Source organism: Bradyrhizobium sp. R2.2-H, from assembly GCF_004346455.1.
Taxonomy (GTDB): domain Bacteria; phylum Pseudomonadota; class Alphaproteobacteria; order Rhizobiales; family Xanthobacteraceae; genus Bradyrhizobium; species Bradyrhizobium diversitatis.
This window is the reverse complement of record NZ_SMBR01000008.1, coordinates 169,346-184,201: the sequence shown is the minus strand read 5'-3', so window position 1 is coordinate 184,201 and position 14,856 is coordinate 169,346. Positions and strand designations below refer to the sequence as shown.

Below are 14,856 nucleotides of genomic sequence, written 5' to 3'. Positions count from 1 at the left end.
CTAGGGTCTGCCGCCGCCCCATCGGGCGGCGGCAGCTCTCATCGACGTCAGCGGATGATGTCGAAGCTGTAGTCGGTCTTGGCGGGAACGTTGGTGTTCTTGTCGATCTCGTCGAAGATCTTGTCGAGGATCTTGACCAGAACGTTCATACCGCCCTGATACCCCCACACCGGATAGCGGTGGTGGTGGTGGCGATCGAACACCGGGAAGCCGATGCGGATCAGCGGCGTGCCGGTGTCGCGCTCCAGATACTTGCCGTAGGTGTTGCCGATCAGGAAATCGACCGGCTCGGTGAACAGCAGCGAACGCATGTGCCAGAGGTCCTTGCCGGGATAGGCGTGGCAGTTCTTGCCGAACGGCGAGCTGGCGAACAGCGCCTGCATTTTTTCCGCCCAGGCCTTGTTGCCGTTGGTCGAGAGCACATGGGTCGGTTCGGCGCCGAGCTCGAGCAGGAAGGCCGCGAGCCCATAGCAGAGGTCCGGATCGCCGTAGATCGCGAACTTCTTGCCGTGGATATGCGCGCTCGAATCGGCCATGGCGTCGACCAGGCGACCGCGCTCCTGCTCCAGCGCCTTCGCAATCGGCTTGCCCGTGATGCGCGACAACGTCATCAGGAAGTCGTCGGTGGCGCTGACGCCCACGGGATGGTTGAAGGCCGCGACTTCGTGGCCATGTCCCTCGACGAAGGGGAGCGTCTTCTCGGTGCAGTATTGCTGCATGGAGATGGTGGCCTTGGCGTGGATCGCATTCGCGGCGTCCTCCAGCGTCGTACCGCCGTCATACATGCGGAACTCGCCGTCGGTCGGCGTATCGAACACGTCGCTGTTATCGGCGAGTATCGTGTATTCGATCCCCATCAATTCGAAGATGCGCTTGATCTCGCGGATGTTGCCGACGGTGTAGCCGTCGAAACCGCCGATGAAGTTGATCTTGCCATTCTCCTTGCGCTCCAGCTTCGGCGCGGTGCCGGCCTTGCCGTCCCAGAAGTGCTCCAGGATGCCCTTGAGGGCGTTGTCGTAGCCGGTCACGTGGCTGCCGACGAAGGCAGGCGTATGAGCGAAGGGAACGTCGTACTCGTTGGGAACGGATCCCTTTTCCTTCGCCGTCTTGATGAAGGCATTGAGGTCGTCGCCGATCACCTCCGCCATGCAGGTGGTCGAGACGGCGATCATCTTCGGCTTGTACATGTTGTAGGTGTTGGCAAGCCCGTCGATCATGTTGTTCAGGCCGCCGAACACAGCCGCATCTTCCGTCATCGACGAGGAAACGCAGGAACTCGGTTCCTTGAAGTGCCGCGACAGATGGCTGCGGTAATAGGCGACGCAGCCCTGCGAGCCGTGCACGAAGGGCAGCGTGCCTTCGAACCCGACGGCGACGAACACGGCACCCAGCGGCTGGCAGGCCTTGGCCGGGTTCACGGTCAGCGCTTCGCGGGCGAAGTTCTTCTCGCGGTATTCGGGCGTCTTGGCCCACTCCCGGATCCGCTCGACCTCCGCGGGATCGTGCGGATTCTCGAACAGGGCTTTCTTGTTGGCCAGCATCTGCTGGTATTCCGGACCTCGGAACAGCTCGAAGTGATCGAGCACGTGTTCGGCATTCTGTGTCATCGTGGCACCTTGGTTGGATTCGTGTTCGATCGCCTGTCCCGGCTCCTCCCTGAACGGAAGGAGCCGGCGCTTACCGTCATTCCGCTGCCATCAGGCTCGGCCGCGGGGCATCCTTCCAGGGTGCCTTGGTCTTCTTCCAGATCGGAGAGTTGATGGCCATGTCCATGTCGCGCGCGAAGATCGCGAACCCGTCATAGCCGTGATAGGGGCCGGAATAGTCCCAGGAGTGCATCTGCCGGAACGGCACGCCCATCTTCTGGAAGACGTACTTCTCCTTGATGCCGGAGCCGACGAGATCCGGCTGGATCTTCTCGACGAAGCGCTCGAACTCGTAGCCGGTGACGTCATCATAGATCAGCGTACCGTCCTTGACGTAATGCTGTGCCGTGCGCTGGTAGTCGTCATTGTGACCGAACTCGTAGCCGGTGCCGACCACCTCCATGCCGAGGTCCTCATAGGCGCCGATCACGTGCCGGGGACGCAGTCCGCCGACGAACAGCATCACCGTCTTGCCTTCGAGGCGCGGACGATACTTGGCGATCACCGCGTCCATCAGCGGCTGATATTTCGCGATGACGCGCTCGGCGCCCTCCTTGATCTTGTCGTCGAAGAAGCTCGCGATCTTGCGCAGTGATTCCGCGATCTTGGATGGTCCGAAGAAATTGTATTCGCACCAGGGAATGCCGAACTTCTCCTCCATGTGGCGCGAGATGTAGTTCATCGAGCGATAACAGTGCAGGACGTTCAGCTTCGCCTTGGGCGTCGCCTCCAGCTCGGCCAGGCTGCCATCGCCGGACCATTGCGCGATCACGCGCAGGCCCATCTCCTCGAGCAGGATGCGCGAAGACCAGGCGTCGCCACCGATGTTGTAGTCGCCGATGATCGCGACGTCATAGGGAGTGGACTCGAACGCCGGCTTGGCCTCCGGATTGACCTTGTCGAAGATCCAGTCGCGGACGGCGTCATTGGCGATGTGGTGGCCGAGCGACTGCGAGACGCCGCGAAAACCTTCGCAGCGCACCGGGACGATGGTCTTGCCGTCATACTCCTTGGACTTCACCTTCGAGACGGCCTCGATATCGTCGCCGATGAGGCCGATCGGACATTCCGACTGAATGGTGATGCCGTGGTTGAGCGGAAACAGCTCCTGGATCTCGTCGATGATCTTCGCGAGCTTCTTGTCGCCGCCGAACACGATGTCCTTCTCCTGGAAGTCGGAAGTGAACTGCATGGTGACGAAGGTGTCGATGCCGGTCGTTCCGATGTAATAATTGCGCCGCGCCGCCCAGGAGTACTGCCCGCAGCCGACCGGGCCGTGGCTGATGTGGATCATGTCCTTGATCGGACCCCACACGACGCCCTTGGAGCCGGCATAAGCGCAGCCGCGAATGGTCATCACGCCGGGGATGGACTTCAGGTTCGACTTGACGCCGCAATCGGACTTGCCGGCTTCGTGCACATTGAGGTGCTTGGCGCGGCGCTTGGCAGTCTTCTCCGGATAGACCTTCAAGACTTCGTCGATCAGTTGCTTGTTGCGGGCCTTGATCTCGGCGACGCTCTCTGTGGTTGCTAGGCTCATGCGAGTATCCCTCGGTTATCCCTGTGTGACGATCGGACGCCTCAACCGGCGCGCCGCGCTCGCGATCTCTTCCGCGAGGTCGCCTTGCACAAGGACTTTTGCAACGAGTGTGCCAGCGCATACCGAAGACAAAAAGTGAAGCGATTGGAGACAGATAGCTTCGACGCTCGCGTTTGTTGCAAACCCGACATCGCATCATGTCGACATTTGCGTGCGCGGAGGGCTGTTCGAAACAAAACAATGCGTGTCGTCGTCAGACGGCATCGACTATGCATTTTCCTGCAGAGAAGCATCGATCCGCGCTGCGGTATGGGGCTTGCTTGACGCGTCTCACCAATGCATCGAGGCGATCATGCAGCTTGAAACGAACTCTCGGCCAACGCCGATCGACGACATCATCGAGAACTTCTCGCTCCTCGAAGAGTGGGACGACCGCTACCGCTACGTCATCGAACTGGGCCGCATGCTGAGGCCCTTTCCGGAAGAGCAGCGAACCGACGCCAACAACGTGCAGGGCTGCGTCAGCCAGGTCTGGCTTGCGACCACGATCGAGCACCGCGACGGGCGGCCGTTCCTCACCTTTGCCGGCGATAGCGACGCTCACATCGTCCGCGGCCTGGTCGCGATCCTGATCGCGCTTCTGTCGGGACGACCTGCCTCGGAGATCTCAGGCGAGAATCCCCTCGCCTTGTTCGAGCGGCTCGGGCTCGGCGAGCATCTGACACCACAGCGCTCGAACGGATTCCGGTCGATGGTAGCGCGGACGCGTGCAGATGCGGCGGCCGCACTCGCGGAAGCCGTATGACGCCTGGACAACGTCAGGCGACGTCGAACGCGGTTCCCATCCGCATCATCTCGTGGTCCGCCATGATGACGAACACCGACCGGGCCGTGAATTCAACCGTGTAGTAGACCTCGCCAAGGAAGCACCAGCTCTCGCGCACAATGCCGGCATCGCCTGGGTGCACGAGCGGCTCGCCGACATCCTTGTGCGGATACATGCCGTCGTTCCTGATCAGCGCCGCGGCGCGGATCGGTTCACCGACCGAATACTCGCCGGTGAAACGCCGCTCCATGTTCCGCACCGTTCGGCGACGATGGGCATTACAGACGATGCGGGCAACTGGCCGCGGCTTGACGGGACGTGGCCTGGTGGCGATCCGTTCGCTCATGAGAGCAGCTCCTGGGCCCTGGTCAGGGCTGCGGCCAGCGCGTCGACCTCCTCCAACGTGTTGTAGAGCGCGAACGAAGCGCGGCAGGTGGCGGTCACGCCGAAGCGGTCGAGCAGCGGCATCGCGCAATGGGTTCCGGCGCGAACCGCCACACCGGAGCGATTGATCACGGTCGCAAGGTCGTGGGCGTGGGCGCTCTTCATCTCGAACGACACGATCGCGCCCTTGTCGGCGGCAGTTCCGATGATGCGCAGCGAATTGATCCCACGCAGACGTTCCTCGGCATAGGCCAGCAGGCTCCTCTCGTGCCTGCGGATCCGCTCCTTGCCGATCGATTCGATGTAGTCGATGGCGGCACCGAGGCCGATGGCCTGTACGATCGGCGGCGTGCCGGCCTCGAAGCGGTGCGGCGGCTCACCATAGGTGACGGCATCGCACGAGACTTCGCGGATCATCTCGCCGCCGCCGTTGAAGGGCGGCATGGCCGCGAGGTGCTCGTACTTGCCGTAGAGCGCGCCGATGCCGGTCGGCCCGTACAGCTTGTGCCCGGTGATGACGTAGAAGTCGCAGTCGATGTCGCGCACATCGACATCCATGTGGACCGCGCCTTGCGAACCGTCGACCAGGACGGGAATCCCGCGGGCATGCGCCAGTCGTACGACTTCCTTGACCGGAACGACACTGCCCAGCACGTTCGACATCTGGGTGATTGCAACCAGCTTGGTCTTCGTGTTCAAGAGCTTCTCGAACTCGTCGATCAGGAAATTGCCCTCGTCGTCGACCGGCGCCCATCTGATCACCGCACCGTGCCGTTCCCTGAGGAAGTGCCACGGCACGATGTTGGCGTGGTGCTCCATGATCGAGAGCACGATCTCGTCGCCTTCGCCGATCCTTTCGCGACCGAACGTCTGGGCCACCAGGTTGATCGCCTCCGTGGCCCCGCGGGTAAAGATGATCTCCTCGCGCCGCTCTGCATTGAGAAAGCGGGCAATCTTATCGCGCGCGCCTTCATAGGCTTCGGTGGCGGCATTGGCGAGGTAATGCAGGCCACGATGCACGTTGGCGTATTCGCTGGTGTAGGCCTGCGTCAGCCGGTCAAGCACGGCATTTGGCTTCTGGGCCGAGGCGGCATTGTCCAGATAGACCAGCTTCTTGCCATGCACCTGCGTCGACAGGATTGGAAAGTCCTGGCGGACGCGGTTGACGTCGTAACTTCCGTTGGTGACCGCCGGATGCATGGAACTAATCCCGTTCCTCGAGCCAGTTGAGCATCGCCTGCGTCAATGCCTCGCGCAGATCGTCGCGCGCGACGGCATCGATCACCTCTCCGACGAAGGCCTGGATCAGCAGCGCCTCGGCTTCCTTCTCCGGAATGCCGCGCGCCATCAGATAAAACTTCAACTGATCGTCCAGTGCGCCGGTGGTGGTGCCGTGTCCGCATTGAACGTCGTCGGCGAAAATCTCGAGCTCCGGCTTGCAATTGGCGACGGCCTCGTCGGACAGGAGCAGCGCCCTCGCCATCATCCTGGCATCGGTCTGCTGCGCGCCGGGCTGCACCGTGATCCTGCCCTGGAACACGGCCCGAGCCTCATCGTCCACGACCGCCTTGAAGACTTCCCGGCTCTGCGAACCAGCGGCGACATGGTCGACGACGAGCGTGGTGTCTGCATGTTGGCGGCCGGCCAGAAGGCTCCCCTGATGCACATCGGCGATGGCACCCTCGCCCGCCAGCTTCACAAAGAGCTGATTGCGCACCACGGCACCACCGATGGTGAAGCCGAAATCGCGATAGCTCGCGCCCGCCCCGGTCGAGGCCTCGAGCGTTGAGATATGCAGCGCAGCTGCGCCTTCGCCGGTGATCTTGACGTGGTCCAGACGGGCTCTGTCTCCGACATCCACCTGCAAGGCCACATTGACCTGGTAGTCTGACTGGTCCGGACCCTCATGGGTCTCGACGAGCGTGAGGACCGCACCGCTGCCGAGCTCCAGCCGCGACCGCGTGAACGTCGCGGCGGGCGCACCCCCCGTGGTCACGAAGACAAGATGGATTGGCCGCTCCACGACGACACCCGGGGCGACCGTGATCAAGACACCGTCGGCGGCGAGTGCGGTGTTGAGCGCAGCGATCGGATCGCTTCCAGCCATGTCGAGCGGCAAGTCCATTTCGTCCGCTCCCAGCGCCTCGAACGTCGCGCGAACGACGACGCCGGGTTCGAGCCCGGCGAGATCGGAGAGTTCGGGCGCGAAGGCGCCGTCGACGATCAGCAGCCGCCGGAGGCCGAGGCCCGCGAAAACCGCACCCGCCTCGCGAGCGACACTCCTGGCTGCCGCATCGGAGCGCGGAGCCAGCGGCTTGGCATCACGCAGCAGGCGCCGCAGATCAGTATACCTCCAGGCCTCGGTGCGGGAATGCGGCAGGCCTTGCGCCGCGAATCGGTCGAAGGCATCGCGCCGGACCGCCCCGATCTTGTCCCCGCCGGGCAGACTCTCGCGCACCGCCGCGAACAGATCGGCGAATCCGATCTCGGCGGCGGTCTTGACGGAACGGATCTCGGCATTCATGGGATCACGCCGCCTCGCTCTGATACTGCGCGTAGCCCGTCGCCTCCAATTCGAGCGCAAGATCCTTGCCGCCGGTCTTGACGATGCGGCCCGCAGCCAGCACATGCACGACGTCGGGCACGATGTAGTCGAGCAGCCGCTGATAGTGCGTGATCACGATCATGCCGCGATCGGCCGCACGCAGGCGATTGACGCCGTCGGCGACGATGCGTAGCGCATCGATGTCGAGGCCGGAATCGGTCTCGTCCAGTACGCACAATTTGGGCTCCAGCAGCGCCATCTGAAGCGTCTCGTTGCGCTTCTTCTCGCCGCCGGAGAAACCGACATTGAGCGGCCGCTTCAGCATCTCAGGGTCGATGCTGAGCTGTTTGGCGAGCTCGCGCACCCGCTTCAGCACATCGGGCGAGGACAACTCCTCTTCGCCACGCTTCTTGCGCTGGGCATTGAGCGCCGTCCGCAAGAACGTCAGCGTCGCGACACCGGGAATTTCGAGCGGGTATTGGAAGGCCAGGAACAGCCCTTTCGCCGCCCGCTCGTCCGGGTCCATGGCAAGGAGATCCTCGCCGTTGAAGAACACTTCGCCACCGGTGATCTCGTAGCCCGGCTTTCCCGACAGCACATAGGACAGCGTCGACTTGCCGGCGCCGTTCGGACCCATGATGGCGTGGATCTCGCCCTTGTTCACGGCGAGGTCGAGCCCGTTGAGAATCTGGCGGCCGTCGATCTCGGCCTTCAGCCCGCGGATATCGAGGAGCGCAGTCATCACACCTCTCCTTGCCTGGTAGGTCCAAAGACAGTCATCCGACGCTCCCTTCGAGCGAGATCGAGATCAGCTTCTGCGCTTCCACCGCGAATTCCATCGGCAGCTGCTGCAGCACGTCCTTGACGAAGCCGTTGACGACGAGGCCGACGGCCTCTTCCTGGCTGAGGCCGCGCTGGATGCAGTAGAACAGCACGTCCTCGGAGATCTTCGAGGTCGTCGCCTCGTGCTCGAACGTCGCCGACGAGTTCTTGGCCTCGATGTACGGCACGGTATGCGCGCCGCATTTGTCGCCGATCAGCAGCGAATCGCAGGCCGTGAAGTTGCGCGCGCCTGATGCCTTGCGGTGCGCGGTGACGCGGCCGCGATAGGTGTTCTGCGACTTGCCGGCGGCGATGCCCTTGGAGATGATCCGGCTCGTCGTGTTCTTGCCGAGGTGGATCATCTTGGTGCCCGAGTCGACCTGCTGGAAGCCGTTCGAGATCGCGATCGAGTAGAACTCGCCGCGGGAATTGTCGCCGCGCAGGATGCAGCTCGGATATTTCCAGGTGATCGCAGACCCGGTCTCGACCTGGGTCCAGGAGATCTTGGAGTTGTTGCCGCGGCAGTCGCCGCGCTTGGTGACGAAATTGTAGATGCCGCCCTTGCCTTCCGAATTGCCGGGATACCAGTTCTGCACCGTCGAATATTTGATCTCGGCATCGTCGAGCGCGACCAGCTCGACCACGGCGGCGTGCAGCTGGTTCTCGTCGCGCTGCGGCGCGGTGCAGCCTTCGAGATAGGAGACGTAGGCGCCCTTGTCAGCGATGATCAGCGTGCGCTCGAACTGGCCGGTGTTGCGCTCGTTGATGCGGAAATAGGTCGACAGCTCCATCGGGCAGCGCACACCCGGCGGCACGTAGACGAACGAGCCGTCGGAGAACACCGCCGAGTTCAGCGTCGCGTAGAAATTGTCCGAGGTCGGCACCACCGAGCCCAGATATTTCTGCACCAGTTCAGGATGCTCGCGGATCGCCTCCGAGATCGGCATGAAGATCACGCCGGCCTTCTTCAGCTCGGCCTTGAACGTGGTGGCCACCGAGACCGAATCGAACACCGCGTCGACCGCGATCTTGCGCCGGGCCGGGTCTTCCTCGCCGGGCTTCGGCTCGACGCCTTCGAGCATGGCGACTTCCCGCAAGGGGATGCCGAGCTTCTCGTAGGTCTTGAGAATCTCCGGATCGATCTCGTCGAGCGAGGACACCGTCTTCTTCGGTTTCGGCGCCGCGTAATAATAGAGATCCTGGAAGTCGATCTTGGGATAATCGACCCGCGCCCAGGTCGGCTCCGTCATGGTCAGCCAGCGCCGATAGGCTTCCAGCCGCCACTGGAGCATCCAGGCGGGCTCATTCTTCTTCTCGGAGATGAACTTGACGGTTTCTTCCGACAGACCCTTGGGGGCCTTGTCGGACTCGATCAGGGTCTCAAACCCATAACGATACTGGTCGACGTCGATGCCGCGAACCTGTTCGATGGTCTCCTGAACCGCCGCCATCTATCGCTCCGTCCGCGAATGAGATTTCCAGTCCGCCAGCCTCGACCGCATCATGGAGGTGCCTCAGGCCGGAATACAGGTGTCGGGCACCGGACAGACGGCCGCGCATTGCGGCGCGTCGAAACTCCCTTCGCACTCCGTGCACTTCTTGGGATCGATGACATACATGTCGCGCTTGAGGCTGATCGCCGCGTTCGGGCATTCGAACTCACATGCGCCGCAAACCGTGCATTGCGAGGCGACAATCTTGTAAGACATGTGTTCCGACTCCTTGAGCAGACGATGCCGTCGGACACCTTCTTTCAAGCGCCGTGCCAACCCTGAAAGGTCTGAAATTCAAGCGTAATCCTGCGCGAAGCCGGTTGTCGTGGCCCCGACAGCATGTCGCATCTGCGACAGTGGCCGTCAGAGCCGCTTGACCTCGATGCCGTGCTTCTTAAGCGCGTAGCCGATCTGCCGCGGCGTCAGGCCGAGCAGGCGCGCGGCCTTGGCCTGGACCCAGCCGGATTTCTCCATGGCCGCGATGACGCTCTCACGCTCCGCCACACTCCCGGTCGACGACAGGCTTGAAGCGCTCGCCGCCGGCGCCACCGGCTCAACGGCCGACGGAGGGGCGCCGGCGCCCCTCTCGCGCGCAGCGGAGGCCGGAAGGACCGAGAGCGGCACGATGGGCAACGAGCGCTGCGGCACGCCCTCGGATGCACCGTTCCACAACATGGCCGACAGGCACTGGCTGTGACAGCACGCGAAGTCGTTCCTGACGATCTCCGGGCCTGGAGCCAGCGTCGCCGTACGCTGCACGCAATTCTCCAGCTCCCGCACGTTGCCCGGAAAGCCGCAGCTCATCAGAACCTCGATCGCATGCCGATCGAAGGACAGCGCGCGGCCATTCTCGGTGTTGAAGTTCTTCAGGAATTCGTTGGCCAGCAACGGAATATCGCTGCGCCGCTCGCGCAGGGGCGGCAGCATCATCGGGACCACGCTGATGCGGTAATAGAGGTCGGCGCGAAATTCGTTGCGCGCGACGGCTTCCTCCAGGTTGCGGTTGGTCGCTGCGATGACGCGAACATCGACCTTGATGGTCTGATTGCCGCCGACGCGCTCGAACTCCTGCTCCTGGAGCACGCGCAGGAGCTTGGCCTGGAACGAGGCGGATATCTCGCCGATCTCGTCCAGGAACAGGGTGCCCTTGTCGGCCAGCTCGAACCTGCCCTTCCGTGAATTGAGCGCGCCGGTGAAGGCGCCCTTCTCATGGCCGAACAGCTCGGACTCCAGCACCGATTCCGGCAGAGCCGCGCAGTTGATCTTGATGAACGGACGCTTGGCCCGCGGCGAGAGTTCGTGAATGGCCTTCGCGATCAGCTCCTTGCCGGTGCCGGATTCACCCCGCAGCAGGACGGTCGAGTTCGATTTGGCCACGACCGCGATCTTCTCCAGCAGCCCGCGCAGCGCCGGACTGTCGCCGATGATACCTTCGACGTGAACCTTGCGGCGATCGCGCGCCGGCTTGAGCTCGGATAGTTCCTTCTGGAGGCGGTAGCTCTCATGCATCAGCCGTTCGCGATCCTGCGCGACGATCCGATGCAGCTTCACGGTCTGGCCGACGAGATTGGCGACCATCGTCAGCAGACGCACATCGGAATCGAGCCGGTACATCGATCGCTCGTCCCAGACCCTGTCGACCGTCAGGGTGCCCACGACCTTGGCATCGCTGCGGATCGGGACGCCGATGAACGATACGCGGATCGTCTCCGAGGCGCCGAGGGTCTTCACGTCCGCCGGGCTGAAGGCGGGATGGGTGGCAATGTTTTCTGCGACCAGCGGCATCGCGGTCGCGACGATCTGATCAACGGCCTTCTGCGGCAGCCGCCCGCGATAGCGTTCGTCACTGCCTTCGCTCCATCCGGCCCCGACCGTGAGATCGGGAATGCCGTCGTCCGCGAGCAGCGCGACCACTCCATGGCGCATCTGGAGGAAGGATTGCAGGAGATTGACGACGTTCGCAAGCGTCGTCTCCAGCCGCGTCGGTGCCGTCAGTATCTTTGAGATCTCGAAGATGCCGGTCAGCGCGATCTCACTGATCGGTACGATCGGTGCCGTCTGATCGGCCCGGTGTCGTTCAAGCGAGGGTGCAGCATTCAGCATGACGGAATCTCCGTTGCCTGTTAGATCCTCCCGGCCGCGTTCTCTGGAATTTGTCTTATTCTCATTCATGTCTTGTCGAGAGTCGCGCTCAACTTGTCGGCATTGCTGCAAAAAGATTCCGTCGCACTTGCACGCTTTGTCATCCGTTTCACGGAATTTACTATCGCGATGCGCGACACGCTCGAGATCGAGATCTCCGCATTGATCCAGCGCAAATCCGCGATACTTTTTCCGTGGCGGGCTGCTGCCGCCTGATTACACGTGCTGCCCTCCGTTGATCGGTACTTCCGCACCTGTGACATAGCTGGCCGCCTCCGAGCAGAGGAAGAAGATCACCTTCGCGACCTCGTCCGGCGTGCCGACGCGATGCATCGGAATGATCGGCGCAAGTTGGGCCTCGGTCTCCGGCGACAGGATATCGGTCTTGATTTCGCCGGGAGCGATCGCGTTCACGCGAATTCCGAACGGCGCATAGTCGTGCGCCATCTCGCGGGTCAGGCACGCAAGCGCAGCCTTCGACGTCGCATAGGCGGTGCCGGCAAACGGATGCACCCGGGAGCCGACGATCGAGGTGACATTGACGATCGCGCCGGCAGCCAGCTTCAGCTCGTCGACGAGGCCCTGCGCGAACAAGACCGGCGCGAGCAGATTGACGTGGAACACGCTCATCCAGGTCTCGACCGGCGTCGTCAACGAATTCAGCCGGGTGCCATCATCCGCCTTGGGCGAAATACCGGCATTGTTGATCAGTGCATGCAGCGGCCCGCCGTTGAGCCGCTCTTTGATCCCGGCGACCGCCCGCGGCAGCGCGCGATGGTCGCTCAATTCCACCTGCACATGGTTGTCCGTCCCTGAATCCCAGGGGCACCGTTCACCGTCGAACGGTTGTCGGGAGCAGGTGATGATACGCCAGCCGGCCTCCGAAAACAGCTTTCCCGTCGCATGGCCGATGCCGCGGGACGCGCCGGTCAGAACCAGCGTTTTGCGCTCGCCATGTTGTGCCCGCGACTTGTCGCCGTGAAACGGACACAGTGCGACATCGGGTGCCGACGTACTCGAAAGGGCACCATCGCGATCCAAAAGATCGAGCGTCATGTCAACTCCTCGCCGCGTCCGGACGGATGCCAGACAATGACAACGGGAGCAACTTTGCAGGATTTGGGCCACGATCCATCGGCGGATCGCTGCGATTTTCACGACTGAATGTCGGCTTCGCGACACGCTGCCAGATTTGCGACATGCACGCGTGGGCTTTCGAACCAAGCGGCGCCGTCACGGCGTAAACCTCCTTTCCGAGTGCTGGCCGGAGGTTGAGAGCTGTTTTTCAATCATTCCAAATGGCCCGGCTCTTGCTCTTCTTGTTCCAAACTTGATCACATCTCGCTGCGCTTACTCCGCAAACGTGGTTTCAAATGCCCCAGCCGAACCACCATCGACTCCTTGCCGTCATCCTCGGCACCAATGAGATCGCATCCGCGATCGGCATCCAACTCGTGCGCGCCGGATATTGCGTCGTGATGTCACACGATCCGGATCCGCCGGTGATCCGGCGCAAGATGGCCTTTCATGACGCGCTCTTCACGGACACCGTGCAGCTCGAGGACATTATCGCCGAGCGCGTCGACGACGGCGTGCAGGTCCATCAGGCGCTCCGTCGGCCGGCGCAAATCCTGGTCACATGGCTCGGCCTTCTCGATCTGCTTCCGGTCCGCCACATTGACCTTCTGATCGATGCGCGTCTGCAGAAGCGCCGGATCACGCCCGACCTCAGGCGACTCGCCCGGCTTGCCATCGGGCTAGGTCCCGGCTTCTCGTCGAACTCCAATTGCGACGTCGCGGTGGAAACCCGGCCAGGGAGGATCGGACCTGTCACCGACGCACGCTGGACCGACGCCGCCGATGGCGTTGCGAGTTCATTGGGTGATGTCGGCGCAGAACGCTTCGTCTATTCGCCGTTCGCGGGACGCTGGCACACGCCGGTCGAGATCGGCACCCGCGTCTACCGGGATCTCGTGCTCGGCCATCTCTCCGGCATTCCCGTGCTCGCACCGCGCGACGGAATCCTGCGCGGCATCGCCCGCGACGGCAGCGAAGTTCCGGCTGGGGTCAAGCTGCTGGAGATCGATCCGCGCGGTAGGCACGCCCAGTGGACCGGCACGGATCAGCGCGGACGCGCCATTGCCAATGCAACAACCGCAGCCGTCAAGCTCCAGACCGCACATCGCATCGCGCAACGGAATCCAGCATGATCGTCTGCTCCTGCAACATCATCAGCGATCACGACATCAGGGGTGCGGTCGGCTCGACCGACGACGAACTCTTTTCGGCTGCGCAAGTCTATGACTGCCTGGGTTGCACCGTCAGGTGCGGACGATGCTCCCAGTCCGTACGGCGGATCCTTGAGGAACAGCCCCGCGCTGCGTGCACGGGAACGCACTGACGGACGATCCCGCTCCTGGTCTTGCGGAAGCCCGGCTGCGTTCGCTGAGCAGCCCCCTGGGCACCATGATCAGGTATGCGCAAGAGGCGCCTGACCACTAAGGCGCGATGCGATGGAGGATGAATGTATACCCTCACCGCCCTCGTGGAGGCGGCGGGGCCGGCGGAATGTCGCGCTACCGGCTCGTCCCGTTGTCGAATTGAATCACCAAGCCGTCTGGTGAACTCCAGCAAAGGTGGAAAGCATTGACCCAGAGCCGATTGGCTAGACAGAAACAATCCGGCCATCCACGCGTCGCATGGCTTCCTATTGCCTGCTTCGGTTCTTGCTCGCGCCTCTGAGCGCCGGCGCCGCCGTTGTCGCAGGTGCAACGCCCGTCATCTGGATGCAAGTGAGCAGATCGACGTAGCTTTGGCTCCCGCCGCTTGTCGCTTCGCCCTCGCATACGTCGCGGACGGTGAGCTTCGTCGCTGCCCAGATCTCGCCGAGCTGCTGCTGCGCCGTGGTCTCGTCGCGCATGCAGTCGGAAAAGCTCTGCGGCAGTGCCAATCCCATCGCCTTGTCCGTCTCGGACGTCGCCTTGCACAGCGCTTCGACTTTCAGCTCCGGAACTTTATCCGAGACCTCTACCAGGGACGGGCTCGCCAGCAGCGCAAGCGAGAATATGGTCGCATTCATGTCTGTCTCCGCTCCCAATGCTGCCCTGACTGCGCGGGCGGGCTCGGCCAGTCGAACATACTGCTCGGATCGGCACGATCGAATAAGTCCTGTCGCAACACGACAGTCTCTTGCAGCGAAAAGTGCCGCGGCGTTGCGGTTTAGGCGGTCGCCGTGACCTGTGTCGCGAAGCCAGTGGCAGCAAGAGCAAGGACCCGCGACGTAATCTGGTACATGCAAAGGTTCTCCGGCATGTTCGGTAAACGTCCGTTCGCAAGGAAGCCACGCCGGTCAAGAGCTTGCGTTGATCCAGATCAACGCCAGCGTGTGCTCAGAGATTGCGGAGCTGCGCGCTCCATCAGTTGGGTGGGGCGATCTCGTTCAGTAGCAGGGTGCTGTT

General features: G+C 62.7%; 15 protein-coding genes. 4 read left to right on the top strand and 11 right to left on the bottom strand.

Features of this window, described 5'->3' with window-relative positions; genetic code table 11:
• Positions 1-47: 47 nt before the first annotated feature.
• Together nifK and nifD are read right to left on the bottom strand one after the other, a co-directional pair.
• Entirely contained in the window at positions 48-1,607 is a 1,560-nt protein-coding gene (gene nifK, locus EDE08_RS21570) for a nitrogenase molybdenum-iron protein subunit beta (RefSeq protein ID WP_131870823.1), read from the bottom strand.
• 76 nt (positions 1,608-1,683) lie between these two features.
• Positions 1,684-3,186, bottom strand: coding sequence for a nitrogenase molybdenum-iron protein alpha chain (nifD, locus tag EDE08_RS21565; RefSeq protein WP_131870822.1), 1,503 nt, complete (start codon positions 3,184-3,186; stop codon positions 1,684-1,686).
• A gap of 352 nt (positions 3,187-3,538) precedes the next feature.
• Between nifD and EDE08_RS21560 the strand changes: the two genes are divergently transcribed.
• Positions 3,539-3,991, top strand: a complete 453-nt coding sequence (locus EDE08_RS21560; RefSeq protein ID WP_131870821.1) for a SufE family protein — start codon at positions 3,539-3,541, stop codon at positions 3,989-3,991.
• 13 nt (positions 3,992-4,004) lie between these two features.
• Here the strand turns inward: EDE08_RS21560 and EDE08_RS21555 are convergent, their stop codons facing one another.
• The 7 genes from EDE08_RS21555 to nifA all read right to left on the bottom strand — a co-directional run bounded on the left by EDE08_RS21555 (position 4,005) and on the right by nifA (position 11,359).
• Positions 4,005-4,358, bottom strand: a complete 354-nt coding sequence (locus tag EDE08_RS21555) for a nitrogen fixation protein NifZ (protein ID WP_131870820.1) — start codon at positions 4,356-4,358, stop codon at positions 4,005-4,007.
• Positions 4,355-5,596: a cysteine desulfurase gene (locus tag EDE08_RS21550; protein ID WP_131870819.1), complete on the bottom strand. Its 1,242-nt coding sequence runs from the start codon at positions 5,594-5,596 to the stop codon at positions 4,355-4,357. The genes EDE08_RS21555 and EDE08_RS21550 overlap by 4 nt, the downstream gene beginning before the upstream one ends.
• Positions 5,597-5,600: 4 nt before the next feature.
• The gene (gene sufD, locus EDE08_RS21545; RefSeq protein ID WP_131870818.1) at positions 5,601-6,920 is read right to left on the bottom strand and encodes a Fe-S cluster assembly protein SufD; all 1,320 of its coding nucleotides are present in this window, start codon (positions 6,918-6,920) and stop codon (positions 5,601-5,603) included.
• Between the two features lie 4 nt (positions 6,921-6,924).
• Positions 6,925-7,683: a Fe-S cluster assembly ATPase SufC gene (gene sufC / locus EDE08_RS21540; RefSeq protein WP_131870817.1), complete on the bottom strand. Its 759-nt coding sequence runs from the start codon at positions 7,681-7,683 to the stop codon at positions 6,925-6,927.
• A gap of 34 nt (positions 7,684-7,717) precedes the next feature.
• Positions 7,718-9,214, bottom strand: coding sequence for a Fe-S cluster assembly protein SufB (sufB, locus tag EDE08_RS21535; protein ID WP_131870816.1), 1,497 nt, complete (start codon positions 9,212-9,214; stop codon positions 7,718-7,720).
• Positions 9,215-9,277: 63 nt separating this feature from the next.
• On the bottom strand, positions 9,278-9,493 hold the full coding sequence (locus EDE08_RS21530; RefSeq protein WP_502700630.1) for a 4Fe-4S dicluster domain-containing protein: 216 nt from the start codon (positions 9,491-9,493) through the stop codon (positions 9,278-9,280).
• A 126-nt stretch (positions 9,494-9,619) separates the two neighbouring features.
• Complete coding sequence (gene nifA / locus EDE08_RS21525) at positions 9,620-11,359, bottom strand: nif-specific transcriptional activator NifA (RefSeq protein WP_131870815.1); 1,740 nt, start codon at positions 11,357-11,359, stop codon at positions 9,620-9,622.
• A 93-nt stretch (positions 11,360-11,452) separates the two neighbouring features.
• Here nifA and EDE08_RS38515 point away from each other — a divergent pair, with 93 nt between their 5' ends.
• Positions 11,453-11,614, top strand: coding sequence for a hypothetical protein (locus tag EDE08_RS38515; RefSeq protein WP_165936082.1), 162 nt, complete (start codon positions 11,453-11,455; stop codon positions 11,612-11,614).
• Here EDE08_RS38515 and EDE08_RS21520 read toward each other — a convergent pair whose 3' ends face one another.
• A complete protein-coding gene (locus tag EDE08_RS21520) occupies positions 11,615-12,454 on the bottom strand; it encodes an SDR family NAD(P)-dependent oxidoreductase (protein ID WP_131870814.1) in 840 nt (279 codons plus the stop codon).
• A gap of 317 nt (positions 12,455-12,771) precedes the next feature.
• Between EDE08_RS21520 and EDE08_RS21515 the strand changes: the two genes are divergently transcribed.
• Together EDE08_RS21515 and EDE08_RS21510 are read left to right on the top strand one after the other, a co-directional pair.
• Positions 12,772-13,608 carry a xanthine dehydrogenase gene (locus EDE08_RS21515; RefSeq protein ID WP_131870813.1) on the top strand — a complete coding sequence of 279 codons (837 nt, stop codon included), beginning with the start codon at positions 12,772-12,774 and terminating at the stop codon, positions 13,606-13,608.
• Positions 13,605-13,799 carry a (2Fe-2S)-binding protein gene (locus EDE08_RS21510; RefSeq protein WP_131870812.1) on the top strand — a complete coding sequence of 65 codons (195 nt, stop codon included), beginning with the start codon at positions 13,605-13,607 and terminating at the stop codon, positions 13,797-13,799. The genes EDE08_RS21515 and EDE08_RS21510 overlap by 4 nt, the downstream gene beginning before the upstream one ends.
• Before the next feature lie 306 nt (positions 13,800-14,105).
• Here EDE08_RS21510 and EDE08_RS21505 read toward each other — a convergent pair whose 3' ends face one another.
• Positions 14,106-14,477, bottom strand: a complete 372-nt coding sequence (locus tag EDE08_RS21505) for a hypothetical protein (RefSeq protein WP_131870811.1) — start codon at positions 14,475-14,477, stop codon at positions 14,106-14,108.
• Positions 14,478-14,856 lie beyond the last annotated feature (379 nt).